The sequence below is a fragment of the Rhodocaloribacter litoris genome, assembly GCF_011682235.2.
GTDB classification, from domain to species: Bacteria; Bacteroidota; Rhodothermia; order Rhodothermales; family ISCAR-4553; genus Rhodocaloribacter; species Rhodocaloribacter litoris.
This window is the reverse complement of the sequence record NZ_CP076718.1, coordinates 3,975,323-3,999,578: the sequence shown is the minus strand read 5'-3', so window position 1 is coordinate 3,999,578 and position 24,256 is coordinate 3,975,323. Positions and strand designations below refer to the sequence as shown.

The 24,256-nt window shown below is 67.9% G+C and carries 18 protein-coding genes; 4 read left to right on the top strand and 14 right to left on the bottom strand.

The genetic code is table 11. The features are described from left to right. Positions 1 to 31: 31 nt before the first annotated feature. The 9 genes from GQ464_RS16585 to GQ464_RS16545 all read right to left on the bottom strand — a co-directional run bounded on the left by GQ464_RS16585 (position 32) and on the right by GQ464_RS16545 (position 10,505). Positions 32 to 616, bottom strand: coding sequence for a hypothetical protein (locus GQ464_RS16585; protein ID WP_166973859.1), 585 nt, complete (start codon positions 614 to 616; stop codon positions 32 to 34). A 94-nt stretch (positions 617 to 710) separates the two neighbouring features. After that, complete coding sequence (locus tag GQ464_RS16580; protein ID WP_166973856.1) at positions 711 to 2,216, bottom strand: NADH-quinone oxidoreductase subunit N; 1,506 nt, start codon at positions 2,214 to 2,216, stop codon at positions 711 to 713. Between the two features lie 10 nt (positions 2,217 to 2,226). Then, complete coding sequence (locus tag GQ464_RS16575; RefSeq protein WP_166973853.1) at positions 2,227 to 2,517, bottom strand: 4a-hydroxytetrahydrobiopterin dehydratase; 291 nt, start codon at positions 2,515 to 2,517, stop codon at positions 2,227 to 2,229. 13 nt (positions 2,518 to 2,530) lie between these two features. Further along, on the bottom strand, positions 2,531 to 4,123 hold the full coding sequence (locus GQ464_RS16570) for a sodium:proton antiporter (RefSeq protein ID WP_228350380.1): 1,593 nt from the start codon (positions 4,121 to 4,123) through the stop codon (positions 2,531 to 2,533). A gap of 31 nt (positions 4,124 to 4,154) precedes the next feature. Beyond that, a complete protein-coding gene (locus GQ464_RS16565) occupies positions 4,155 to 5,768 on the bottom strand; it encodes a complex I subunit 4 family protein (RefSeq protein WP_166973850.1) in 1,614 nt (537 codons plus the stop codon). Positions 5,769 to 5,789: 21 nt separating this feature from the next. Continuing rightward, complete coding sequence (gene nuoL, locus GQ464_RS16560; RefSeq protein WP_166973847.1) at positions 5,790 to 7,775, bottom strand: NADH-quinone oxidoreductase subunit L; 1,986 nt, start codon at positions 7,773 to 7,775, stop codon at positions 5,790 to 5,792. Positions 7,776 to 7,830: 55 nt separating this feature from the next. Next, positions 7,831 to 8,130: an NADH-quinone oxidoreductase subunit NuoK gene (gene nuoK, locus GQ464_RS16555; RefSeq protein WP_166973844.1), complete on the bottom strand. Its 300-nt coding sequence runs from the start codon at positions 8,128 to 8,130 to the stop codon at positions 7,831 to 7,833. A gap of 54 nt (positions 8,131 to 8,184) precedes the next feature. Continuing rightward, a complete protein-coding gene (locus tag GQ464_RS16550) occupies positions 8,185 to 8,694 on the bottom strand; it encodes an NADH-quinone oxidoreductase subunit J family protein (protein ID WP_166973841.1) in 510 nt (169 codons plus the stop codon). 179 nt (positions 8,695 to 8,873) lie between these two features. Further along, positions 8,874 to 10,505, bottom strand: coding sequence for a Ppx/GppA phosphatase family protein (locus tag GQ464_RS16545; RefSeq protein ID WP_166973838.1), 1,632 nt, complete (start codon positions 10,503 to 10,505; stop codon positions 8,874 to 8,876). Positions 10,506 to 10,979: 474 nt separating this feature from the next. Here GQ464_RS16545 and GQ464_RS16540 point away from each other — a divergent pair, with 474 nt between their 5' ends. Then, positions 10,980 to 12,386: an MATE family efflux transporter gene (locus GQ464_RS16540; RefSeq protein ID WP_166973835.1), complete on the top strand. Its 1,407-nt coding sequence runs from the start codon at positions 10,980 to 10,982 to the stop codon at positions 12,384 to 12,386. Between the two features lie 23 nt (positions 12,387 to 12,409). Here GQ464_RS16540 and GQ464_RS16535 read toward each other — a convergent pair whose 3' ends face one another. Further along, a complete protein-coding gene (locus tag GQ464_RS16535) occupies positions 12,410 to 12,976 on the bottom strand; it encodes a cytochrome P460 family protein (protein ID WP_228350379.1) in 567 nt (188 codons plus the stop codon). 354 nt (positions 12,977 to 13,330) lie between these two features. Between GQ464_RS16535 and GQ464_RS16530 the strand changes: the two genes are divergently transcribed. Further along, the gene (locus GQ464_RS16530; protein ID WP_166973832.1) at positions 13,331 to 14,224 is read left to right on the top strand and encodes a c-type cytochrome; all 894 of its coding nucleotides are present in this window, start codon (positions 13,331 to 13,333) and stop codon (positions 14,222 to 14,224) included. Positions 14,225 to 14,485: 261 nt separating this feature from the next. Next, positions 14,486 to 20,293: an Ig-like domain-containing alpha-2-macroglobulin family protein gene (locus tag GQ464_RS16525; protein WP_166973829.1), complete on the top strand. Its 5,808-nt coding sequence runs from the start codon at positions 14,486 to 14,488 to the stop codon at positions 20,291 to 20,293. 91 nt (positions 20,294 to 20,384) lie between these two features. Here GQ464_RS16525 and GQ464_RS16520 read toward each other — a convergent pair whose 3' ends face one another. From GQ464_RS16520 to GQ464_RS16505, 4 genes are all read right to left on the bottom strand, one after another. After that, positions 20,385 to 20,681 carry an ATP-dependent Clp protease adaptor ClpS gene (locus tag GQ464_RS16520; protein ID WP_228350378.1) on the bottom strand — a complete coding sequence of 99 codons (297 nt, stop codon included), beginning with the start codon at positions 20,679 to 20,681 and terminating at the stop codon, positions 20,385 to 20,387. 140 nt (positions 20,682 to 20,821) lie between these two features. After that, positions 20,822 to 21,088: a phosphoribosylformylglycinamidine synthase subunit PurS gene (gene purS, locus GQ464_RS16515; RefSeq protein ID WP_166973826.1), complete on the bottom strand. Its 267-nt coding sequence runs from the start codon at positions 21,086 to 21,088 to the stop codon at positions 20,822 to 20,824. Positions 21,089 to 21,207: 119 nt separating this feature from the next. Further along, positions 21,208 to 22,068, bottom strand: a complete 861-nt coding sequence (pssA, locus tag GQ464_RS16510) for a CDP-diacylglycerol--serine O-phosphatidyltransferase (RefSeq protein WP_166973823.1) — start codon at positions 22,066 to 22,068, stop codon at positions 21,208 to 21,210. Then, positions 22,068 to 22,778 (bottom strand): phosphatidylserine decarboxylase family protein, encoded by a 711-nt coding sequence (locus tag GQ464_RS16505; protein WP_166973820.1) that lies wholly within the window; start codon positions 22,776 to 22,778, stop codon positions 22,068 to 22,070. Before GQ464_RS16505 ends, pssA begins: the two co-directional genes overlap by 1 nt. 139 nt (positions 22,779 to 22,917) lie before the next feature. Here GQ464_RS16505 and mtaB point away from each other — a divergent pair, with 139 nt between their 5' ends. Continuing rightward, on the top strand, positions 22,918 to 24,255 hold the full coding sequence (gene mtaB / locus GQ464_RS16500; RefSeq protein WP_228350377.1) for a tRNA (N(6)-L-threonylcarbamoyladenosine(37)-C(2))-methylthiotransferase MtaB: 1,338 nt from the start codon (positions 22,918 to 22,920) through the stop codon (positions 24,253 to 24,255). The last annotated feature ends 1 nt before the right edge of the window (position 24,256 follow it).

The window sequence follows — 24,256 nt, the reverse complement described above, 5'->3', positions numbered from 1 at the left end:
GGATGTTTTCACGAATCTGTGTCGTTGCCGCTCATTCGAGCCCGATACACCGGCGGAGTTTGTGCCAGTCCTCGGCCGAGAGCAGTTCCTGTTCGTGCAGTTCGTCGAGTGCGGCGCGGACGGCCTCGAGATCCGTCCGGATGCCGGGCCGCGGAAACACCCGTTCCGTTTCGCGGGCACGCCCTTCCATCTCCTCCATGGCACCGTGGAGCATGGCCTCGTTCAGGAAGCGGGCCACGTATTCGGCCGCCTCGGGCTTGCCCGAGAAATCGATCGTCAGTGTCACCGTGGCCCGTCCCCGGTTCACGTCGATCTCGACTTTCCGCCCGCCGAGGAACTTCTTCGTGGTGACGACGCGCACCAGATCGGCATAGCGGACTTCCTGGGGCGGTTCGAGGTTGTTGTTCTGGAAGACGAAGCGGTCGGCGGTGAAGACGGCGCCGTCGCGGGCGCTGCCCATCAGCGTGGCGTCGTAGAGGGCCAGCACGTCCCCGGCCTGGATCGTCTCCGCATAATCCCGGAGGGCGTTGCGGAGCTTATCCGCCGGGATGTGCGGCCGCACGTACAACCCCATCTGCGGGGCATGCGGAATCAGGTCGAGCAGCAGCGTTTCCATGCCGGTGAGGCGGTGTGTGGTGCGCGTTGAACGTTACACGTTACACGTTCAACGTTTAACGTTCAACGTTCAACGCTCAACGTTCAACGCCCCTTCACGGCAACCCGGCCATGGCACGGGTGCCTTCGAAAAAGGCGCCCGTCAGGTCGAGCAGAGCCGGGGTGACGCCGAGGAGGACCAGCAGCACGGCGCAGGCGACCAGCACGGCCGCCGCCACGCGGGGAACGGGGAACGCAGCCCGGCGCACCGGCTCCGGCTCCTCGTCCGGCGACTTCATCCAGAAGACGTAGAGCACCCGCAGGTAATAGTATCCCGAAGCGGCGCTGGCCAGCACGCCGACGACCACCAGCCACGTCAGCCCCGCCTCGACGGCCGGCGCGAAGACGGCGTACTTGCCGAGGAAGCCCCCCAGCGGCGGAAAACCGGTGAGGCTGAACATGAAAAAGCCCATCGTCACGCCCAGCAGGGGACGGCGGAAACCCACGCCCGCGAGCGAGTCGAGCGTCTGCTCCCGCCCCACCTTGCCGTCCCATTCGAGCAGGGCCATGACCCCGAAGGCACCGATGTTCATCACGGTGTAGACGAGCAGGTAGAAAAGCGCCCCGCTGTAGCCGGCCGTCGAGCCGGCGGCCAGCCCGACCAGCACGTACCCGGCGTGGGCGATGGACGAGTAGGCCAGCATCCGCTTGACGTTGGCCTGCGCCAGCGCCAGCACGTTGCCCAGCACCATCGTGATGAGGGCCACGATGGCCAGCACCAGGCTCCACCGCTCGCCGGGCAGGGCGAAGTAGAGCACCAGGATGAGCGAGGCGAACGCCGCCGCCTTCGACGCCGTGGACATGTAGCCGGTGAGCGTCGTCGGGGCGCCCTGGTAGGCATCGGGCGTCCACATGTGGAACGGCACGGCGCTGACCTTGAACAGGAAGCCGATCAGCAGCATCGCCACGCCGGCCCAGAAGAGCACCTCGCGGCTGGCTCCAAGCGCCTCCCCGCCGGCGGCCAGCCCTTCCCGCATCGCCGGCAGGTACATCGTCCCGGTGGCGCCATAGAGCAGAGCGATGCCGTAGAGAAAGAAGCCGGTGGCGAAAGCCCCCAGCAGGAAATACTTGAGGGCGCCCTCGATGGCCCCGGCATCCTCACGGACCAGCCCGGTCAGAATGTACAGGCACACCGACATCGTCTCCAGCCCGACGAAGACGGCGATCAGGTTGTTCGCCGCGCCGAGCAGCATCATGCCGGCCGTGGCAAAGAGCAGCAGGGCATAGACTTCCCCGTGATGGTGACGGATGCGCTCCAGATAGGACACCGAGAGGAGGATCGTCAGCACCCCGGCTCCCATCACCACGATGTTGACGAACGAGGCGAAACCACCGACGCGGATCAGGTCGAAGTAGGCCGTTCCGGCCGGCGCCCGGAGGCCCGCCGCCTCCCACACGATCCCCACGACCAGCGCGGCGACGCTCAGCCACGGAATCGAGGCATGGTTGTTCCGGAACGCATCGATGACGACCGCCGCCAGCCCGGCCAGCACGATCAGTACCAGCGGGAGCGTCCGTACCAGATCGGCCGGCAGGGCGTCGTATGCCTGTGCAAGCTCCATACAATCGCAGTCAGGTCCAGTTGAAAGCTTCGATGGCCCGGGCCAGGCGCACATCGCGCACCGTGACCCGGTTGCCCGCGTCGTGGGTCGTAAGCGCCAGTGTGACGCGGTTGTAGACGTTCGTCAGCTCCGGGTGGTGGTTCAGCGCCTCGGCCTCGAAGGCCAGGCGCACAATGAAACCGACGGCTTCGCGAAAACTGGAGAAAATGAACGTCTTCGTCAGCCGGTCTGCCTCGTAGCGCCACCCCGGCAGGTCTTGCAGGGCGGCTTCGATCTCGCTCGGACGCAGGGGTTCCGCCATGGCTGTCTCCGGATCAGTTGATGCTCAGCACCCACCCGCTGTAGAAGATGACGTAGATGACGAAATAGATCGGGATCAGGATCGGGATCGAGTACCGGACGATGTAGCCCATGAACGAGGGCGTCTCGACCCCGTTCGCCTCGGCAATGGCCTTCACCATGAAGTTGGGCGCGTTCCCGATATAGCTCATTGCCCCGAAGAAGACCGCCGCCACCGAGATCGCCTGCAGGAAGTGCCACGAATCCGGGTGGGCCATCTCCGGCAGGGCGAAATCCTTCACGTGGGCCGGCAGGTTCACGTCGAGGCCGAACTTGCCCATCGCGGCGGCCACGAAGTTGAGGTACGTCGGCGCGTTGTCCAGGATGCCGGACAGCATGCCGGTTCCCCAGTAGAACATGCCGACGGTCAGGTCCTCGGCGTGGTGTTGGGCAAACTCGCTGATGAGCTCCAGGGCCGGCTGCATCGTGGCGAAGATGCCCAGGAACAGCCAGCCCACCTCCCGGATGGGCTCAAAGTTGAACTCGTTCTTTGCCAGCGCCTCCCGGTCGGCCGTCTTGTAGGCCAGAAACGCCACCAGGAACATCCCGATCTCCCGGATCCCCAGCGGCAGGTGGAAGCCGAAGGGCAGGTGCAGGTTCTTCGGGCTCGGCACCCAGGGGAAGACGTTGGGATCGACGAAGACGAGCAGGATGATCAAAAGCACCCAGAAGAAGCTTTTCGTCCCCTGCAGGCTGAGGATGGGCTTGCCCGGCTCCGGATCGGGGCTCTCCAGCTTGTTCCGTTTGTCGAAGACGTAGAAGACGGCCAGGATCAGGATGGTCGTCGGCAGCCAGATGTACCAGACGTGCGTGAGCGTCCAGAAGAAGGGCACCCCGCGCAGGAAGCCGAGAAACAGCGGCGGGTCGCCGATGGGGGTCAGCGCCCCCCCCACGTTGGCCACGAGGAAGATGAAGAAGATGATGTGGTAGGCCTTCAGCCGCCCTTTGTTCAGCCGCATGTAGGAGCGGATGAACAGCATCGCCGAGCCGGTCGTGGCGATCAGGTTGGCGATGACCGAGGCCCCGAAGAGCAGGATGATGTTGTTGCGCGGCGTCCCCTTCGCGTTGATGCTCACGAAGATGCCGCTGGCCGCGATGAAGAGCGAGGCCACCAGCGCGATGAACGAAAGGTATTCGTCGAGCGCGTGCTGCACGGGCACCACGGTGCCCATCCCGAAGATGTAGTAGAAGACGACGACGAGCCCCAGCCCGACGGCATACTTCGGATAGTGATGATGCCAGTGATGCGGGTAGAAGAGCGGCCCGGTGGCGATCATGAGCAGGATGGCCACGAACGGCAGCACCAGCCACACCGGCGGCGAGGCGTGCTCGCCGTGTGCTTCCGCCTCCTGCACCGCCGCCCCGGCCTCCTGGGCCGGCTCCGCCGCGGGCGCCTCCGGACGCGCCACGGCTCCATCCTGCACCGTGTCCGCGACGACGGGCGTCTCCGGTACGGCTTCCTGTGCCCGTGCATCGTACGGGCCCGACCAGGCCAGCATCAGGAGAAGCAGTACCCCGGCCCGCCCCAGGGACCGGGCCAGACGGACGAGCAACAACGATGTCTTCATGCGATCGTCAGAGAGCCGGTGATCAGGAAGGTCAGTCTCGAGGGGGGACCGGGCCGGGGCCGGGCGCTTCGACTTCGGCGGGACGGTCCGCGTCGCGGAGGCGGTCCGCCAGCACGGGCACGCCGGGATCGGCCTGCTGTGCGGCCAGGCGCTTCTGTTCGATGGTCTCCAGCAGGAAGCGCGTGGCCGGTTCGCTCGTCTTCAGGAAGGGGGTCGGCGCCAGGCCGAGCACCACCATGAGCACCGCCAGCGGCACGAGCAGGGCCACCTCGCGGGCGTTCAGGTCCTTCATGGTCCGGTTGGCCTCCTGCGTAATCGGCCCCCAGAACGTCCGGTAGACCATCCACAGCAGGTAGACCGCCGCCAGGATGACGCCGGTCGTCGCCAGCGCGATCAGCAGCGGGCGGCCAACGACGGTGCTCTTGAACGACCCGGCCAGGATCATGAACTCGCCCACGAAGCCGTTCAGGCCGGGCAGGCCGGCCGAGGCCAGCACCGTCAGGATCATGAAGAACGAGAGCACGGGCACCGTCCGGGCGATGCCGCCGAAGTCGGCCATCAGCCGGGTGTGCCGGCGCTCGTAGAGCATGCCGACGATCAGGAAGAGCGCGCCCGTGGAGAGGCCGTGGTTGATCATCTGGATCATGGCGCCCTGCATGGCCTCGACGGTGAAAGCGAAAAGGCCCAGCACCACAAAGCCCAGGTGGCTCACCGACGAGTAGGCGACGAGCTTCTTGGCATCCGGCTGGGCCCGCGAGACCATCGCGCCGTAGACGATCCCGATGACGGCCAGCACGGCAAAGAGCATCGCATACTCCCGGGCCGCATTCGGAAAGAAGGGCAGGCAGAAGCGCACCAGCCCGTAGGTCCCCATCTTCAGCAGCACACCGGCCAGGATCACCGAGCCGCCCGTGGGCGCCTGCACGTGCGCATCCGGCAACCACGTGTGCAGCGGGAAAAGCGGCACCTTGATGGCAAACGAGAAGGCAAAGAGGAAGAAGAGCCAGGTCTGGTCGGCCAGCGGCACGTTGTATTCGAGCAGCTTGTACCAGTCGGTGGTGAAGACGCCGCCATTGACGGCCTGCCCGGCCTGATAGCCCAGGTACAGGATCGCCACGAGCATCAGCAGCGAGCCGACCATCGTGTAGAGCACAAACTTGACGGCCGCATAGATCCGGTCCTCCCCGCCCCAGATGCCGATGATGAAATACATCGGAATGAGCGTCAGCTCGAAGAAGATGTAGAAGAGGATGACGTCGTAGGCGGTGAAGACACCCGTGATGCCCGTCTGGAGGATGAGCAGGAGGATGTAATAGCCCTTCTGGTACTTCTCGATGTAGGTCCAGGACGAGAGTACCACGATAGGACCGAGCAGCGTCGTCAGCAGCACCAGCAGCAGGCTCAGCCCGTCGACGCCGACGAAGTATTTCACGTCGAAGCGCTCGGGGAACCAGGCGGCGGACTGGTCGACGAGCTGCGCCGTGGTGACCGACGGGTCGAAGCCCGCCCACAGCCCCAGCGACACGAGAAACGTGACCACCGTGGTCAGAAGGGCCGCCCACCGGATCGCGCCGGCCTGCCGCAGCGCCAGGATCACCAGGGCCCCCACCAGGGGCAGAAAGATGACGATCGAGGTTAAGGGCATATCAGGGTTTGCTCCACTTCGCTAGGAACCAAAGAGCATCAGGGCGATGATGAGCACCACCCCGAGCACGACGGCCACGGCATAGGCCTGCACGAGGCCGGTCTGGAGGTAGCGCAGGGCCAGGCCGAGGCCGCGCGTCATACGGGCCACGCCGTTGACGAGCCCGTCGACGACCCGCTGGTCGAACGGCGCCAGCCCTTTCTCCGCCCCGCCGATGACCAGGCGGACGAACGTGGCCCGGTAGAAGTCGTCCACGTGGTACAGTTCCGCGGCCCACCGGTAGAGCCGGCCGAAACGCTCTTTCAGGCGGGCGTCGAAGGCCAGCCCGTGCTGCGCGTACCACTGCCAGGCCAGCCCCACCCCGACCAGGGCGATCAGCGCACCGAGGCCGATGAGCCCCCACTCGAGCGCCAGGGGGACATGCCCGTGCACCGCGGCTTCGGCGACCGGACCGTGCTCGCCCGCCAGCCAGTGGTGGATCCAGTTCAACTCGCCGTGTGCGATCACACCGGGCAACCCCAGAAAGCCCCCCACCACGGACAGGAAGCCCAGCACCCACAGGGGCACCGTCATCATCCAGGGCGACTCGTGCGGGTGCACCGTCTCCGCCAGGGGCCAGCGCGGCCGGCCCTCGAAGGTCAGCACGTAGCAGCGCGTCATGTAGACGGCCGTCAGGAACGCCGTCAAAACGCCCACGCCCCAGGCGAACCAGGCATAGGCGTGCCCGTCGTAGCCGTATTCGAACGCCTTGAACAGGATCTCGTCTTTCGAGAAGAAACCCGAGAAGAGCGGAATCCCGGCGATGGCCAGCGTCGAAAGCAGAAACGTCAGGCGCGTCGTCGGCATGTACCGCTTCAACCCGCCCATCGTGCGCATGTCCTGCGGGTCCAGGTGCCCCTTGCCGTGGTGCGCCACCTCATGCTCCACATGGTGCATCGCGTGAATGACGCTGCCGGACCCCAGGAACAGGCAGCCCTTGAAGAACGCATGCGTCATCACGTGAAAGATCGCCACGAAGAAGGCCCCCACGCCCGAGGCCAGAAACATGTAGCCGAGCTGCGAGACCGTCGAATAGGCCAGCACCTTCTTGATGTCGTTCTGCGTGATGGCGATCGTCGCCGCCACGAGCGCCGTCGTCGCCCCGATGACGGCCACGAGCGCCATGATCCCCGGCGCGGAGAGCACCAGCGGCGACAGGCGGGCCAGCAGGTAGAGCCCGCTCGTGACCATCGTGGCGGCATGGATGAGGGCCGAGACGGGCGTCGGACCGGCCATGGCGTCCGGCAACCACGTGTAGAGCGGGATCTGCGCGCTCTTGCCCGTGGCCCCGAAGAACAGCAACAGGACGACCCAGTTGACCGCCGCCTGCGACATGCCCGGCCCTTCCGACAGGATCACGTCGAAGTCCAGGCTGCCCAGCTCGCGAAAGAGGATGAACATCGCCAGCAGGAAGGCGAAGTCCCCCACCCGGTTCATGATGAACGCCTTGTTGGCGGCGGCACTGTTCTTCAGGTCGGTGTACCAGAACCCGATCAGCAGGTAGGAACACAGCCCGACGCCCTCCCAGCCGAGGAACAGCACCGGCAGGTTGTCCCCCAGCACCAGGTTGAGCATCATGAAAATGAACAGGTTCAGGTACGCGAAGAAGCGCCAGAACCCGGGGTCACCGTGCATGTAGCCGATGGAATAGAGATGGATGAGCCCCCCGACGCCGGTGACGATGAGCGTCATCAGGAGCGAGAGCTCGTCGATACGGTAGGCGAACGAGACGCTCAGATCCCCGGCGGCCATCCAGGTGAAGAACGTGGTCACGACCGGCTCGCCGCCGTAGGTGACGAAGAGATAGACGGCCAGCACGAAGGGGAGGGCCACCACGGCCGTCCCGACGCTCCCGAGGAGGGTTTCCCGTCGCCGCAGGCCGGGCATGAAAAGCGGCAGCACCCCGTTGAAGACGGCGCCCGCCAGCGGCAGGAGCAGGATCAGCCGTACAAGCAGGTCTGGTTCCATAAAGGCGGGAGACGGGCCGGCGACCGGCGGACAACCGGCCACCGGAAGCCGTTCGTTAATACTTGAACAGGTTGATCTGGGTCACGTCCACGGTCAGCTTGCCGCGGAAGATGGCAATCACGATGGCCAGCCCGATGGCCGCCTCGGCCGCAGCCACCGAGATGGCGAAGAACACGAGCACCTGCCCGGCCACGTCCCCCAGCGCCTGGCTGAAGGCCACCAGCGTCAGGTTGACGGCGTTGAGCATCAGCTCCACCGACATCAGGATGATGATGGCGTTGCGGCGCAGCAGCACCCCCAGCACCCCGATGGTAAAGAGCACCGCACTCAGCGCCAGATACCAGGAAATATCCATTGGGAGAAGGACTTCGGTTTCGGGTTCGACACCGGCCCCGCGGGCGGCCGGGCGTCAGACGAAACGACGCTTGGCGAACATCACCGCGCCGATGGTGGCCGCCAGCAACAGCACCCCCACCATCTCGAACGGGAGGGCATAGCGCGTAAAGAGCTCCTTGGCGATCTCCGCGGCGTAGCCCGTCTGTGCCGCCTGCTCGGGCGGAACCGGCTCGGGCAGGACACCGGCCGCCATCGCCGTGATGTAGGCCAGCTCGGCCAGCACCCCCATCACCAGCACGAAGGCCACCCCCCGCCGCAGGTCCACCTGGCGGAAGGCCGGCAGCGCCGCCAGGTTGAGCAGCATGATCACGAACAGAAACAGCACCATGATCGCACCGGCATAGACCAGCACCTGGATCACGGCGATGAACTGCGCGTGCAGCGTCAGGTACAGCCCGGCGATGCAGAACAGGTTCAGAATCAGCCACAGCGCGCTCGTGACCGGGTTGCGCGACAGCAGCATACCCAGTGCCGCCGTCACGGCTACGATCGCCAGCAGAAAAAAGAGAAATTGCGCGATCATGGAAGGGGTGGTGGTCAGATGGCGGGGGCACGGCGCACACCCGGGGCGGCTGCAGGCGCCTACGCGTCCGGCCAGCCGCTTACGTCGCCGGAAAGCGCACGGCGCGCAAATTAGCCAACCCGCACCGCATCGGCAAGAAAAGATCCGGTAAAGACGCGGAAACGTCGCCCGCCCCCACCCTACGGCCCCGTCTCCGGCAGGCGGGCGGCCGTCACCTCGATCCCCCGCCCGAACGTGGCCTCGAACAGATCGGCGGCATGCCGGGCCCCCCAGACCTCGAGTTCCGGATCGGCCTTCGTTTCGAGCCGCAGGTGCAGCGCCTCGTCCAACAGCCGGGCGTCGAGGCGCGTCACGTTCTGGAAGTGGCTGCGGTCGAGCCCCTCGGCCAGGCGCAGCAGGGCCGCGAGCTGCCGCACCAGCCGCCGGTGCTCCTTCGAGAGCTTCCCGAACACCCGGTGCGACTTCTTCGGGAACGCCCGCCGGTGATACCGGGCCACACACGCGATGACGGCCACCTCCTCGGGCTGAAAACCGCGCAGGTCGGCATGCCGGATCAGATAACAGGTGTGCTTGTGATGACGCCGGTGGCTGATGTGGTAGCCGACGTCGTGCAGCAGCGCAGCGTATTCGAGCAGCTCGCGGGCGTCTTCGTCCAGCCCATGCAGCGGGTGGCAGACATCGAACAGCTCGAGGGCCAGCGCCGCCACGTGGCGCGCATGCTCCTGCTCCCACCGGAACCGGAAACCCAGCTCGTAGACGCTCCGCCGCCGCACGTCGGTGAACGGGGCCAGGCGGCGCAGGCGCTTGCTGTTCTGCTCGATGAAATGGACCACCATCCCCTCCCGCAGGGCGTTCGGAGAAAGGCGTAGCCGCTCGACCTCCAGGTCCTTCAGCAACACATCGACGAGCATCGCCCCGGCAACGATCTGGTCGATCCGCTTCTCGTCGATGCCCGGCATCGCGGCCCGCTCCGCCCGCGTCGAACGCATGATCTTCTTCGTGACCTGGCGAAACGCCTTCGGATCGAAGACCTCGTGAAACGGTGACGCCCCGGAAAGGCCCTGGAGATGGAGGTAGACCTGCGCCAGGTTTTCCATCGTGCCCGAAGATCCGACGATCTCGCGGGCACCGTGCGCCCGCACCGCCGCGTAGACGGGCGCCAGTTGCTCCCGGTAATAGGCCCGCAACGCCCTGAACTCCTGCTTCTCGACCGGGTCGGTGTGAAGAAACCGTTCCGTCATGCGGGCCGCTCCGAGCTTGAGGCTCGCGGCGTAGTGCAACTTCCGGCTCGTGCCCACGATGAACTCGGTCGATCCCCCGCCGATGTCGACCAGCAGGGCCGGCTCCGGCATCGAGACGGCGCGACGGACGCCTTTGTAGATGAGCGTGGCCTCCAGGTTGCCGCTGATCGGGCGAATGTGCAGGCCCACCTCCGCCTGCACACGCGCGATGAAGTCGCCGCCGTTCTCGGCCTCCCGGATGGCGCTCGTCGCGTAGGCCAGATACTCGCTCACCCCCCACCCTTCGGCCAGCAGGCGGATGCGCCGGAGCGCCTGCACCCCCCGTTCCATGGCTTCCCCGGTGAGGCGATGCGCCACCAGCCCTCCCTCGCCCAGGCGCACCATGTCCTTGAGCCGGTCGATCACCTTGAAGGCCCCGTTCGGGTACGCGTCGACGATGACTGTGTGGAACGAGTTCGTTCCCAGGTCGATGACACACACCCGAACGGGGTGCAGGCCTCCGTCTTCGCCCGGATCCGAGGGTTGTGCCGTCCTGCGGATACCATGCCCCGCCGTTTCCTGCTGCGTCATCTGCCGGACTGGATTGGAAGATTCATGTTTCGGCTTGCCCACACCGGCCGTTCATCGCCCCGCCGGGCTTCAGCCAGCCACACGGTGCGCCGGCGGCCCGTTTGAAAAAATCGGAGGTTCTGCAACCTTTTCAACTGCCGGTCGTCCGCCGGCAAACCCTGTTTCCCTTCAACCGCCAGGAAGCGACCGATGCGCCCGCACGACCTCCTCGTCACGCCCCTCGCCGCAGCACCGCAGATCGCCTGCTGAACGGCTGGTGTTACGCGGCCGCCCGGGCAGGTTCCGTTCCCGAACCGGCGGTCGCATGCGCTCCGCCGTGCCGCCGTTCGTTTCCGGCCTATCCCCCGGCATGATCGACCGTTCCCGGCCCGGGGCTTCTTCCCCTGCCCGGTTCCGGTTCGCGGTCCGGATGACACACTCCTGTCGCCGGGTCGGGCTTAGTTTGCCCGGCCTCATCACCCAGATCGTGTTCCCATGTCTTCCTCCGTCTCGTCGAACCGCTCGCTGTGGGCGGACCTGCGGGCGTCCATTCGCGGGGTCCCCTACGATTTCACCGAGGGCAGCCTGGGGCGGGCCATCCTGCTCCTGTCCGTCCCGATGGTTCTCGAAATGTTCATGCAGGCCGTCTTCGAGGTGGCCGACATCTTTTTCGTGGGGCGCCTCGGGGCGGACGCGGTGGCCGCGGTGGGCCTGGCGGCCTCGCTGGTGATCCTCGTCTTCGCCGTCGGCATCGGGCTGAGCATGGCGGCGGCCGCGATGGTGGCCCGCCGCATCGGGGAAAGGGACCCGGAAGGGGCGGCGGCCGCCGCCGTACAGGCCCTGGCCGTCAGCCTGGTGTTCTCGCTTCCGGTAGCGGCCCTCGGCATCGGCTATGCCCCGGAGTTGCTCCGGCTCATGGGCGCCACGGAACATGTCGTGGCGGCCGGGACCGGCTACACTGCCGTGCTGCTCGGCACCAATACGACGATCCTGTTTCTCTTCCTGATCAACGCCATCTTCCGGGGCGCCGGCGACGCCGCCCTGGCGATGCGGGCGCTCTGGCTCGCCAACGTGCTCAACATCGTACTGGACCCGCTCTTCATCTTCGGCTGGGGGCCGTTCCCCGAGCTGGGCGTCACCGGGGCGGCGGTGGCCACGGCCGTCGGGCGCGGCATCGGGGTGGGCTACCAGTGCCATGCGCTGCTGCGCGGGCGAAGCCGGATCCGGATCCGGCGGCATCATCTGCGGCCGGATCCGGGGGTGATCCGGCGGCTGCTGCGCGTCTCGGGCACCGGCATCCTGCAATACCTGATCGGAACGGCCAGCTGGCTCGGGGTGATCCGCATCATCGCCACCTTCGGAAGTGCCGCTGTGGCCGGCTATACCATCGCCGTGCGGGTCATCATCTTCGCCCTGTTGCCGTCGTGGGGCCTGGGCAACGCGGCGGCCACGCTGGTGGGCCAGAACCTGGGGGCGAAAAAACCCGAGCGCGCCGCACGGGCCGTCTGGATCACCGCCTTCGTGAACACGGCGTTCCTCGGGCTGGTGGCCCTGGCGATCCAGTTCGTCGCCACGCCCCTCGTCATGCTGTTCACGACGGACCCGGCGGTGATTCCGTACGGCACGGCCTGCCTCCGGATCGTGAGCTACAGCTACGTGTTCTGGGCGTTCGGGATGGTCGTCGTTCAGGCTTTCAACGGGGCCGGGGACACCGACACCCCCACCTGGATCAACCTGGTGTGCTTCTGGCTGATCCAGATCCCGCTGGCTTACCTCCTGGCACGTCCCCTGGAGATGGGGCCGAACGGGGTCTTCGCCGCCATTGCCATCGCCCAGGCGATCCTGGCCGTCCTCGGCGTGCTGGCCTTCCGGCAGGGCCGGTGGAAGCGCAAGGTGATCTGACCGCCCCGGCCGGCCCCTGCGGCTCAACGCAGTGCCCCGGTGAAGATGTAGTCGTTGGCCTTACGGCCTCCGTGGCAGTTCTGGCAACCCGGCACACGGCCCTCCAGGGCCATGCCCTCCGGCGAGCGGTCGAGCGTCCCGTCCGGCAGGTGCTTCGAGAAGAACCAGTCGTTGTGTGCGGGATTGTAGCCCGCCACCTTGTACATCACCGTGACGGCGGCCAGCGTGCTGTCCGGCATGTAGTTCTCCTTCACGATGATGGCGCCGGGCGGCATGGTGCCGGCCCGGGCCGTCAGGGCTTCCCGGGCGGCGGGGTTCAGGTAGGTCGTCAGCAGCATACCGTGCGGTTCCTGCCCGGCATAGAGTTCGCCCTTTCCGGGCCATCGTGCCCAGTTGTCCCGGTATCCGACTTCCTGGAGGTAGGCCCACACGGCGGCGCCCGTGGTGTCCGGCGGCGCCGGCATGGCCGTCTCCATGGTGGTTGCCGGGGTCTCGGGGGTCTCCGCAGGCTCCTGCCGGCCACCGCAGGCGGCCAGGACGAACAGAACCAGGAGCGGGCAGCAGATCGGCAGGGCGGGGATGCGGTTCATATCACGCCTCTCAGGTCGGGGTGGAAAGCTGTACGGCCGGGTGCCCCGGGGCATCCGGCTTGCCCGATGTTTTGCACCATGCGACATCGTGACGTTATGATAAGAAAAAACAGAACCTTTTCAAGCGCATCTCCCGTTTGATTCCCGTCGCGGTTCCCCGCGTTGACATCGTTCGCAGGTAGCCTTACCTTCGGAGGGTCCGACGGCCTGCCTCCCGGACCCGGCACCTCATCCGGCATCCTGTCTGTTCCATGCCGGTCCCGTTCGTCCGCTGTGCCGATCCTTTCACCCCGCACGTGCTCCGTAGGCCAGCGGACCCGTCAACCCTCCAGAAACCTTCCCCGGGAGGCACCCATGCGCGTTTTGAAATGGACCGGCATCGTTCTCGGCGGCCTGGCAGGCCTGCTGCTGCTCTTCGGGGCTTTCGCCTACGTTGCGGGTGGGATGAAATTCAACCGAACGTACACCTTCGCCGAAAGCCCCCTTCCCGTACGCGCCGATTCGGCGACACGGGCCCGGGGTGCCCATCTCGTCCGAACCCACGCCTGCGCGGAATGCCACGGTCCCGACCTGGGCGGCAAGGTGCTGGTCGACGGGATGCCGTTTGCCCGGATCGTGGCTGCAAACCTGACCGCCGGGCGCGGCGGCATCGGCACCGGCTACCGCGATGCCGACTGGGAGCGGGCCCTGCGCCACGGGGTGAACCCGCAGGGCCGGGGCCTGCTGATCATGCCGGCCGACCTGTACACCCACCTCGCCGACGATGAACTCGGCGCGATGATCGCCTATCTGAAAACCCTCCCCCCCGTCGACAACGAACTGCCGGCGACGGAACTGGGCCTCGTCGGCCGGATGGTGGCCACCTTCAACCCGCTCACGATGCCCGAGCTCATGACCTCCCCCGCCGGGCGCCCGGCGACGGCGCCGCCGATGGGCCCCACCACCGCCTACGGGCAGTACCGCACCCGAACGCTGTGCATCGCCTGCCACGGGGCCGACCTCCATGGCGCCCCCCACCCGGACCCCGCCGGGCCGTACGGCCCCGACCTCGGCGTAGTCCGGGACTGGACCCTGGTACAGTTCGCCACGGCCCTGCGTGGCGGCGTCACGCCGGACGGGCGCACCCTCGATCCCCACTGGATGCCCTGGCCCCACTTTTCGCATCTGTACGATGAGGAAGTGGAAGCGATTTATCGTTATCTTCAGGTTCTACCCCCCCGCACCGAGGCGCCCGTGGCCAACCGATAAGCTTTGTTCTCATTAATTTTGAGGGTCCGGCCTGCAGTGGGTGCCGGACTCTTTTATTTTTCGTTCTGGAAACGTCACGAAACCTTCGCGGACCTGACCGGTCCACCCGGATACGGTCTGCGTCTCCATACGAACGTCTTCGCGGTGCAGGCGGAGCAACCGGTGTTTTTTCGGTCTCCGGAACCGGAAGGCGCCCCCTGTATCCGGGACGATGCCGGCCAGCCCCGGAGGCCTGCGTTCTCGTTATCCATGGCCAATGCCGTGACCCCTCAGCCTCACATCGCCTCACGCACCCGTGGCCTGCACGGCCTGCCGTTCGTGCTCCTGCTTCTGGGTATGGTGTTGCAGGTGGCCGGCTGTGGTCCGGAGCAACGGCCTCCGCCGTACCCGGTCGTGTTTGCCGCCGAGAGTATTCCGCTGGAGACGGCCCCGGGCCAGGCGGCCTTCATTCCGGAGCTGGACGGCCCGCTTCGCCCGCTGAGTGCCACGCCCTACGGAACGATGGCGGCGCTGAGCGACGAGACGGTCGTCGCCGTGACGTTCAGCCGTCCGATGGTGCCGCTCGGGGCAGCTCCCGAGGTGCCGCCGGAAGCGCTGGTGCTGGAGCCCGCCGTTCCCGGCACGCTCCGGTGGTCCGGCACGCAGACGCTCGTCTTCGAGCCGGCGGTGCCGCTGCCGGCGGCCACCGCCTTCCGGGTCGTCGTGGCTGCCGGGCTGCAGGCCCTCGACGGCGAGGTACTCGACCCGTCTTTCACCTGGACCTTCGAGACGCCCCGTCCCCGGCTGAACGCGTCCGTGCCCGCCGACGGGGCCCGGCACGTCGACCCGGCCCGGCCCCTGCGACTGACCTTCAACCAGCCCGTCGATGTGGCGCGCGCGGCGGAGTTCGTACGGCTGGAACGGCAATCTCCCCGGCGCCCGGTGCCCGTGACGCTCCACGCCGGCGAAGACAGCACGACGCTCGTGCTCGTGCCGGAGGCCCCGCTCGAACCCGCCACGGCCTACGAGGTCGTGCTGGCGGCCGGCCTCCCCTCGGCCGCCGGCCCGCTCGGGATGGCCGAGACGACGCGCCTGCGCTTCTCCACCTATGGCCCGCTCGAACTGCGCGAAGTCAGCGTGACGGGGCAGGAGCGGGACGAGGCTTTCGACCCCGCCCGGGGCCTCACCCTCACGTTCTCCAACCCTGTCCGGTTCGGGGATCTGCGCCGGGCGCTCACCATCACCCCGGCCGTCGAATGGCCGCCGGGCATCGAAGCCCAGGACGACCGGGTCAGCACGGTCCACCCGCTTCCGCCCATGTGGGCGCCGGAGACCCGCTACCGGCTGCGCATCGAAGGGCTCACCGACACTTTCGGCCAGACGCTGGAGCACGCCGAGGCGACCTTCCGGACCCGGGCCTACGCACCGTCGCTTCGCATGCCGGAAGGCCTGCTCCTCATCGAGGCGAGCGAGCGGCCCGCCCTGCCCGTCCGCGTCACGGGCATCGGCGAGGCCCGCGTCGGGATGCGCCGGCTCGCGCCCGACGAGATCGTGCCACACCTCCGGGTCTACGACCCGCTGCACTACTACGGGGACCTGCCCGCGGGCATGGAAGCGCCGCCGGCGGTGCCGGCCACCGAGCGGATCGCCTTTCCCGCCGCCCGTAGCCGCCCCACCGTGGTACCGCTGCCGCTGTCTCCCCACCTCATCGCCGCCCCTGCGGGGGGGGACAGCACCGGGATCGTGGCCGTCCACCTCCAGATGCCGCGGTCGGCTGGCGGGCACGCGCGGGGCGAGGCCCGTTCGTTCCGCGCCCTGGCCCAGGTCACCCGGCTTGGCGTGACGGCCAAGTTCAGCCCGTTCCAGAACCTGATCTTCGTCACCGAACTGGCCACGGCCCGGCCGGTGCCGGGGGCCCGCGTCACGATCCGCAATGCCGCGAACCGGATCGTCTGGGAAGGCACCACCGATGCCCAGGGGCAGGTCATCACCCCCGGCTGGGCCCGCCTCGGCCTGCGCAAACCCAGCCCGTATGAAAGCCCCGTCCAGTACGTGATCGTCGAACACGGCTCCGACGTGGCCTTCACGACCAGCGTCGCCGGCGACGGCCTTGAGCCCTACCGCTTCGACGTCGACTACGCCTGGTGGCCCGAGGAACGCACCGACGCCGGCAGCATCTTCTCGGACCGGGGGCTCTACCGGACCGGCGAGACGGTCCACCTCAAGGGCATTTTGCGCACCCGCACCGACGGCGACTGGAAGCCGGTCACCGACAGCATCCGTCTCTTCATCGAGAGCCCGCGAGACGAGCGGTTGCTCGACCGCCGCCTGCAGCCCGGCGCCCTCGGCACGTTCGACCTCTCCTGGACCGTCCCCACCGGTGCGGCCCTTGGCGCCTACACCGTCCGTGTGGCCTACGCCAGCGACACCAGCGCCGCCGGCCGCCCCTTTGGCGATGTGCCATCGCCTTCCGAGCGCAGCGACATCGCACGGGGCCACTTCCGCGTCGACGCCTTCCGCACGGCCACCTTCAGCGTCGATGCCCGGGCGGCCGCACCGGCCTACGTGGCGGGCGACTTCTTCGAAGGACGCATCGCGGGCCGCTACCTCTTCGGCGCCGCGATGGGCGGCCAGCCGGTCCGTTACACCCTCACCCGCACCCCGGGAACCTACACCCCGCCCGGCCTGCCGGGCTACCGTTTCGGCGTGCCGGGCGAAGACAACCCGCACGAGATCCTGGCCCGGGGCGATACCCTTCTCGACGAGGAGGGCCGGCTGCACGTCCGACTGCCGCTGCCCGGCCGGGCGTCGGGCACCGGCGCCGACCTCGTCTTCGAAGCCACCGTTACGGATCCGGCCCGGCAGGAGCTCTCCGCCCGCACCGTCGTGCCGCTGCACCCCGGCCTTTTCTACATCGGCCTCAAGCCCGCCACCACGTTTCTCGACCTGTCCCGCACCCGTGAAATCACGGTGGACGTGGCGACGGTCGACCCGGCGGGGCGTCCCGTGGCGGCCCGAGGGCTCACCGTGGAGGTGATCCGGCAGCAGTGGCACAGCGTGCGCGAGGTGGGCTTCGACGGGCGGCTGCGCTGGCGTACCGAGCGCACCGAGGAGTCCCACGGCCGGCAACGCCTGGACACCGAGGCGGGCCGGGCCCGGCGGCTCCACATCCCCATCCAGCAGGGAGGCAGCTACGTCATCCGCGCCACCGGCACGGACATGCGCGGCAACCCCATCCGCTCCGAAGCCTATTTCTATGCCACCGGCGCGGGGTACGTCGCCTGGGCCCGCACCGACGACGACCGTATTGAGCTCATCCCGGAGCGCCCCGTCTACCGCCCGGGCGAGACGGCCCGGTTCCTGGTTCAGTCGCCCTATGAATCGGCCACGGCCCTCATCACCGTCGAGCGGGACGGCATCCTGTCGAGCCGGGTGGAGACGCTCGTGGGAAGTGCTCCCCAGATCAGCGTGCCGCTCACCGAGGCACACCTGCCGAACGTGTACGTGAGCGTGATCCTGCTCCAGGGCCGCACCGCCGCCCCGTCGGCCGCCGCCGACGTCGGGGCACCCGGTTTCAAGATCGGCTATGCCGGTATCCGCGTGGATCCCGGTGTGCGCCGCCTGGCCGTCGAACTCGAACCCGAGGCAGCCGACTTCCGGCCGGGCGAGGAGGTCACCGTCACGATCCGGGTCCGGGATGCCGCCGGGCGCGGGGTGCCGGCCGAAGTCACCTTTGCCGCCGTCGACGCCGGTGTGCTCAACCTCATCGGCTACCGCCTGCCCGACCCGTTCGAGGCCTTCTACGGCCCCCGCCCCCTCAAGGTGATCACGACCGAAACCCGCGCCCACCTCGTGCGACAACGCAGCTATGGCCAGAAGGCGGAAGACATGGGCGGCGGCGGCGGCGAGGCCGACTACATGCTCCGGCAGGACTTCCGCCCCCTGGCCCACTGGGCACCCGCGCTTCGCACCGACCGCAACGGCCGCGCCGAGGTCACCTTCACCCTGCCCCAGAGCCTGACCACCTTCCGCCTGATGGCGACCGCCGTCGCCGAGGGCAACCGCTTCGGCGCCGGCACGCGGGACGTGCTCGTCTCCCAGCCGCTCGTGCTCCAGCCGGCGCTGCCCCGCTTCGCCCGCCGGGGCGACACGTTCGAGGCCGGCGTGCTCGTCTCGAACCGGACGGACGAGGACGGCACCGTCACCGTAAGCGCCCGGGCCAGCGGGCTGACGCTCACCGGACCGGCCACCCACCAGCTTCCCCTGGCCGCCGGGGAGACGAAAGAGGTTCGCTTCACCTGGGCCGTCGAGCAGGTCGGCACGGCCCAGCTCACCTTCGAAGCCGTGATGGGACGCGAGCGCGACGCCCTTCGGTGGCCCCTGCCCGTGCGCCTCCCGCTGACCCGGGAAACCACGGCCACCTTCACCTCCACCGAGGGCGAAGCCCGGGAAGCCGTGCGCCTCCCCTCCAACATGCTCCCCGGCCTCGGCCGGTTCACCGTCCGGCTCTCCGGCACGGCCCTCGTCGGCCTCGACGGCGCCTCCCGCTTCCTGTTCGAATACCCGTACGGCTGCCTCGAACAGCGCACCTCGCGCATCCGCCCCCTCCTGCTGGCCGACAACCTGCTCACCGCCTTCGACCTCAACGCCCTCGACGGCAACCGGGCCTCGGAGATCCGGAAATGGCTCTCGCTGCTGAACGACTACTGGACCGGCGAGGGGTTCAGCCTGTGGCCGGGCGGGGCCCACCCGGCGCCGTACGTGAGCGCCTACGTGGTGCTTGCCCTGGCCGAGGCCCGAAGCGCCGGCTTCGACGTACCCCGCGACCTGACCGCCGCCGCCGTTGCCGCGCTCGAACGGCAGGTCCGCAACCGGAGCGACCGCCCGGCCTACTACGACCCGGTCGTGTGGAACGACGTGCGGGCCTTCATGCTCTACACCCTCGCCCGCCACGACCGCTTCCTCGAAGACGAAACCTACACGCTGGCCGAGACGCTGCTGCGCGATCCCCGCTCGAGCGTCGAAGGCCAGAGCCTCCTGCTGCGCACCGTCGTGCGGGCCAACAGCCGCGTGCTGAGCCAGCTCCGCCCCCGCCTCCTCGACCGCATCAAGAGCCGCATCCGCCTCGAAGGCGGCCAGGCCTACTTCTCCGTCCCCCAGGATCCGGCCTGGCGATGGATCTTCGCCTCCGACGCACGGGCCACGGCCTACGGCATGACGGCCCTCATCGAGGCCGACCCCTCCGAAGACACACGGCAGCTTGCCGAGCGCATGATCCGCTACCTGATGAACCGGCGCGGGCCCGGCCACTGGGCCACCACACAGGACAACGCCGCCGTCGTCGAGGCCCTGGCCACCTACTTCGCCTCCTTCGAAAAAAACCGGCCCGACTTCATCGCCGAGGCACGGGTGGCCGGCCAGCCCCTGATCCGCGAGATGTTCGAAGGACGCTCCTTCAAGGTCGCCTCGGCCGAGATGGGGCTCGACGAACTGCCGCCCGGCAACCCCGCCCCCGTCGAAATCAAAAAGATCGGCACGGGGCGGCTCTACTATTCCCTCATGCTCGAAACCTACCGGGACGTCCCGCTGCCGGCCCGGGATAACGGCCTTCGCCTGGCCCGAACGATCCAGCGCCTCGACCGCCAGGGCCGCCCCGTAGGCCGCCCGATGACCAGCGGGGAAGAACGCATCACGCTCCAGGCCGGGGACCTCGTGCGCGTCACCCTGCGCCTGACCAGCCCCGCCGACCGGCACTACGTGGTGGTGGACGATGCCCTCCCGGCCGGGCTCGAAGCCCTCAACGCCGCCTTCGAAACGACCGATCGCACCGCGATCCGGAACACCGGCACAGAACGCTGGTGGGGCTCGTTCAACCACGCCGAGATCCACGACGACCGCGTCCTCCTCTTCGCCGACTACCTCCAGCGCGGCGAGCACACCTACACCTATGTGGCCCGCGCCACCACCCCCGGCACGTTCGTCCACCCCCCCGTTCGGGGCGAGATGATGTACGAGCCGTCCGTCAACGGCCACTCGCCCACCGGCACGCTCGTCGTACAGCCCCCGCCGCCCGAAACGGCCCGGCGATGAGGTGTGGAGGGGGGAAGCGTGCCCGTTTCCGCAAGAGGGAACCGGGATCCCCGAAGACCGGCGCCGTCCAACCGGGCGACGGCCGCAGCAATCACCCTTCCAGTTCGGTGACGAGGGCGATCTCGTTGAGCACGGCCTGCACCCGGAAGCACTCCTCAAAGCTGCCCTCGAAGACGGCCGCCTTCCCTTCCGTATGCACTTTCCAGACCAGTTCCTCGGCCCGGGCCATGCTGTAGCCGGTGGCTTTCACCAGTTGCAGGATCACCTCCTCGAAGGTGTGCACGTCGTCGTTGTAGAGGATCACCCGCCACGGTGTGTCCAGATGCTCCTCCGTCTCCTCTTCCTCCGCCACCGCCACGTCGGGTTCGGCCGGGGCGGGCGTGGCCAAAAGCCGTGGGTTTCCCCCGGAGCGAAGCATCGAGAAAAGATCCACGTTGCTGCCCTGCATCGTTCTACGTTCCCCCTGAATCCGGCAACGAACGACGTCCGGGAAGCCCGGCGCCGTTTTCCACGATCCGGATCGCGGCCTTATCCGGCCGCCCCGGAAGCCACCGGCTCCAGCGAGATGGTGAAGTCCTCCATCACCGGATTCGCCAGCAGCTTCTCACACGCCTGCCGGGCCACCCGTTCCGCCTCGGCCGCGTCCGTCGCTTCCACCCACAGTTCAATATATTTGCCGATGCGAACCTGTTCCACCTCCTGAAAGCCGAGTTGCACCAGCGCCTGATGGGTGGCTTTCCCCTGCGGGTCGAGGATGGAAGGACGAAGCGTAATGTGGATGTTGGCCTTGTACATGTCGTGCTACAGCGTTGAATCCGTGTGGCGACGGGGCGAGCCCGTGCAAAGATAGTCCATTCCGGCCCGATGTTGCCCGGCTTCGCCAGGATTTCGCGCAAGGCCGTGCCGGAGGGCGTTCAGGCCTTCTCGTGCTCGGGTGCCCCCTCGTCGAGCGGCGTCTCCAGAATGGCCCGCACGAGGTTGTACGTCGCCCGGCCGATGCCGTGAAACAGGTAGGCCGTCAGCACCAGGAGCAGGCCGATCTGCTGGAGAAAGATCACCAGCAACAGCGCCACGGCGTAGGCGGCCGCCTTGCGCGGGTGCGTGCGGATGTACCAGGCCGAGGGCCTGGGCACGGCGTCGAAACGGATCGTCGAGACCATCAACCCGGCCAGCACGACGATGATCGGGATCAGGACGGACAGGTTGTTCAGGCTGTACTCGTTGAACCAGGCCGCGTCGTTGACGTTGAGGATGAGCGTCACCACCACGATGGCCTGCACCGGGATCGGCAGCCCGATGAAATAGTCCTTCTTCTCCCCGTCGAAGGTCGTGTTGAAGCGGGCCAGGCGGACGGCCCCGCAGACGGCCGGTAGTGCGGCCACGACCAGCCCCAGCAGGCCGAATTCGCGCAGCCCGAAGACGTAGACGAGAAACCCCGGCGCCACCCCGAAGGAAACCACGTCGCTGAGCGAGTCGAGCTCGACGCCGAAGAGGCTGGTGCCGTTGGACAGGCGGGCCACCATGCCGTCGAGCAGGTCGAAGAAGCCGGCCAGGACGATGAACCAGCAGGCGTGCTCGAACCGCCCCTCGTAGACCTGTGCGATGGCGATGAACCCGCTCAGGAGGTTCATCAGGGTGAAGAAGGACGGGACGGCGGCCCGGGGAATCTGGCGCCGGCGACGGCCGTAGCGCTTCTCCCGGTAGGCCCGCAGCCGCTGGCGAAAGCGGCGCTGCTTGCGGGCGGGGTCGCGGCGAGGTTGGCGAAGACGCAGCATCAGCGGGCCGCCTCCTCCCCGGCTTCGGCCGCGGCAACCGGCGCGCCCCCGGGCGGTGCGGCCGGCAGGCGGCCGAGGATCGTCTCGCCGGCCCGCACGCGGTCCCCCACCTGCACGTCGATGGGGATGCCCGGCGGCACCAGCACATCCATCCGCGAGCCGAACTTGACGATGCCGAAACGCTCGCCGGCCTGCACCGTGTCCCCCTCTTGCACGTGGAAGACGATGCGCCGCGCCACCGCCCCGGCGATCTGCTTGAAAAGGATCTTCGTTCCGCCCCGATGCCGCAACCCCAGTTCGGAGCGCTCGTTCTTCTCGCTCGCCTTGGGATGCCACGCCACCAGGTAGTCTCCCGGCACGTAGCGGACGAACTCGATCACCCCGTCGGCCGGTACCCGGTTGACGTGCACGTCCAGCGGGGAAAGAAAGATCGAGACCTGGCGGGCCGGTCCTTTCAGGTACAGCGGCTCCTCCACGTCCACGATCTGGACCACCTTGCCGTCGGCCGGCGCCAGGATGAGGTGCCCGGCCCCGGGAGGGGGCGTCCGCTGCGGATCACGAAAGAAATAGAGCGTAAACCCCAGGACCAGCACCCCCAGCCCCCCGAGCACCACCCGCACGGCGGTGCCGAACTGCAGGCCGATCAGGGCCAGTACCAGCGCCAGCACGGCGGCAGCGAGAATCAAAAGATAGCCTTCGCGAGCAAACACGGACCTCTGGCGGCCCTACGGCCGCATGGATGATGGATTTTCCGGAAGATCGACCCGGGCGGGCCAGGGGCTGAAACGTACGACATCCCGATTCGTTCATGTGGGGCTTCCCGGTGAATTCTTTCTTCCGGTCCCGCCCGTGAAAGTTTCGTTCTACACCCTCGGCTGCAAGCTCAACTACGCGGAGACGAGCACGCTGGCCCGCACGTTCGAGGCGCACGACTTCGAGGTCACGCCGTTCGGATCGCCGGCGGACGTGACGGTCATCAACACGTGCACCGTGACGGAGGAAGCCGAGCGCAAGTGCCGGCAGGTCATCCGCCGCGCCCGCCGTGCCAGCCCCGGCGCCTTCATCATCGTGACCGGATGCTACGCCCAGCTCCGCCCCGGGGAGATCGCCGCCCTTCCCGGCGTCGACGCCGTGCTCGGCGCCCGGGAAAAGTTCCGGATCTTCGACATCCTCGACGACTTCTCGAAGCGGGAACAGACGCAGGTGGCCGTCTCCTGCATCGACGACGTAACCGACTTCGGACCGGCCTACTCGTCCGGCGAGCGCACCCGGGCCTTCCTGAAAGTGCAGGACGGCTGCGACTACAGCTGCTCCTTCTGCACGATCCCGCTGGCCCGGGGTCGAAGCCGCTCCCACCCGCTCGAACCCACGATCGCGCAGGCCCGTGAGATCGCCGCCCGGGGCTACAAGGAGATCGTCCTGAGCGGGGTCAACATCGGCCTCTACGGGCAGGAACACGGCCTGACCCTGCTCGACCTGCTGCGGGCGCTCGACGCCGTCGAGGGCATCGAACGCTACCGCATCTCGTCCATCGAACCCAACCTGCTCTCGGACGAGATCATCGACTTCGTGGCCGCCTCGGAAAAGTTTCAGCCGCACTTCCACATCCCCCTGCAGAGCGGGGACGACTTCGTACTGGGCAAGATGCGGCGTCGCTACCGGCGGGCGCTCTACGCCGAGCGCGTCGCCCGCATCAGGGACCGGATGCCACACGCCTGCATTGGCGTCGACGTCATCGTCGGTTTTCCGGCCGAGACGGCGGAACGCTTCGAGAACACCTGGCACTTTCTGGACGCGCTGCCCGTCTCCTACCTCCACGTCTTCACCTACTCGGAACGCCCGCACACGGCGGCGGTGGACCACCCCGACCGCGCCGGCGGCACCCCGGTGCCGAAACCCGAGCGCGCCCGGCGCAACCGCCGGCTCCGGCTCCTCTCCGAGAAGAAGCGCCAGGCGTTCTACCGGGAGCACATCGGCACCGTGCGGCCGGTCCTCTGGGAAGGAGATAACCGGGACGGGTGGATGCACGGCTTCACGGACAACTACATCCGGGTGCGTCGTCCCTACGACCCGGCCTTCGAGGGCCGGATCGAACCCGTCCGTCTCGGAGCACCGGCCCCGGACGGTACCCTGGAGGCCGAAACGGCCGGCGTCGACGGCGAGGCCGCCTTCGTCCCGCTGGGCTGAG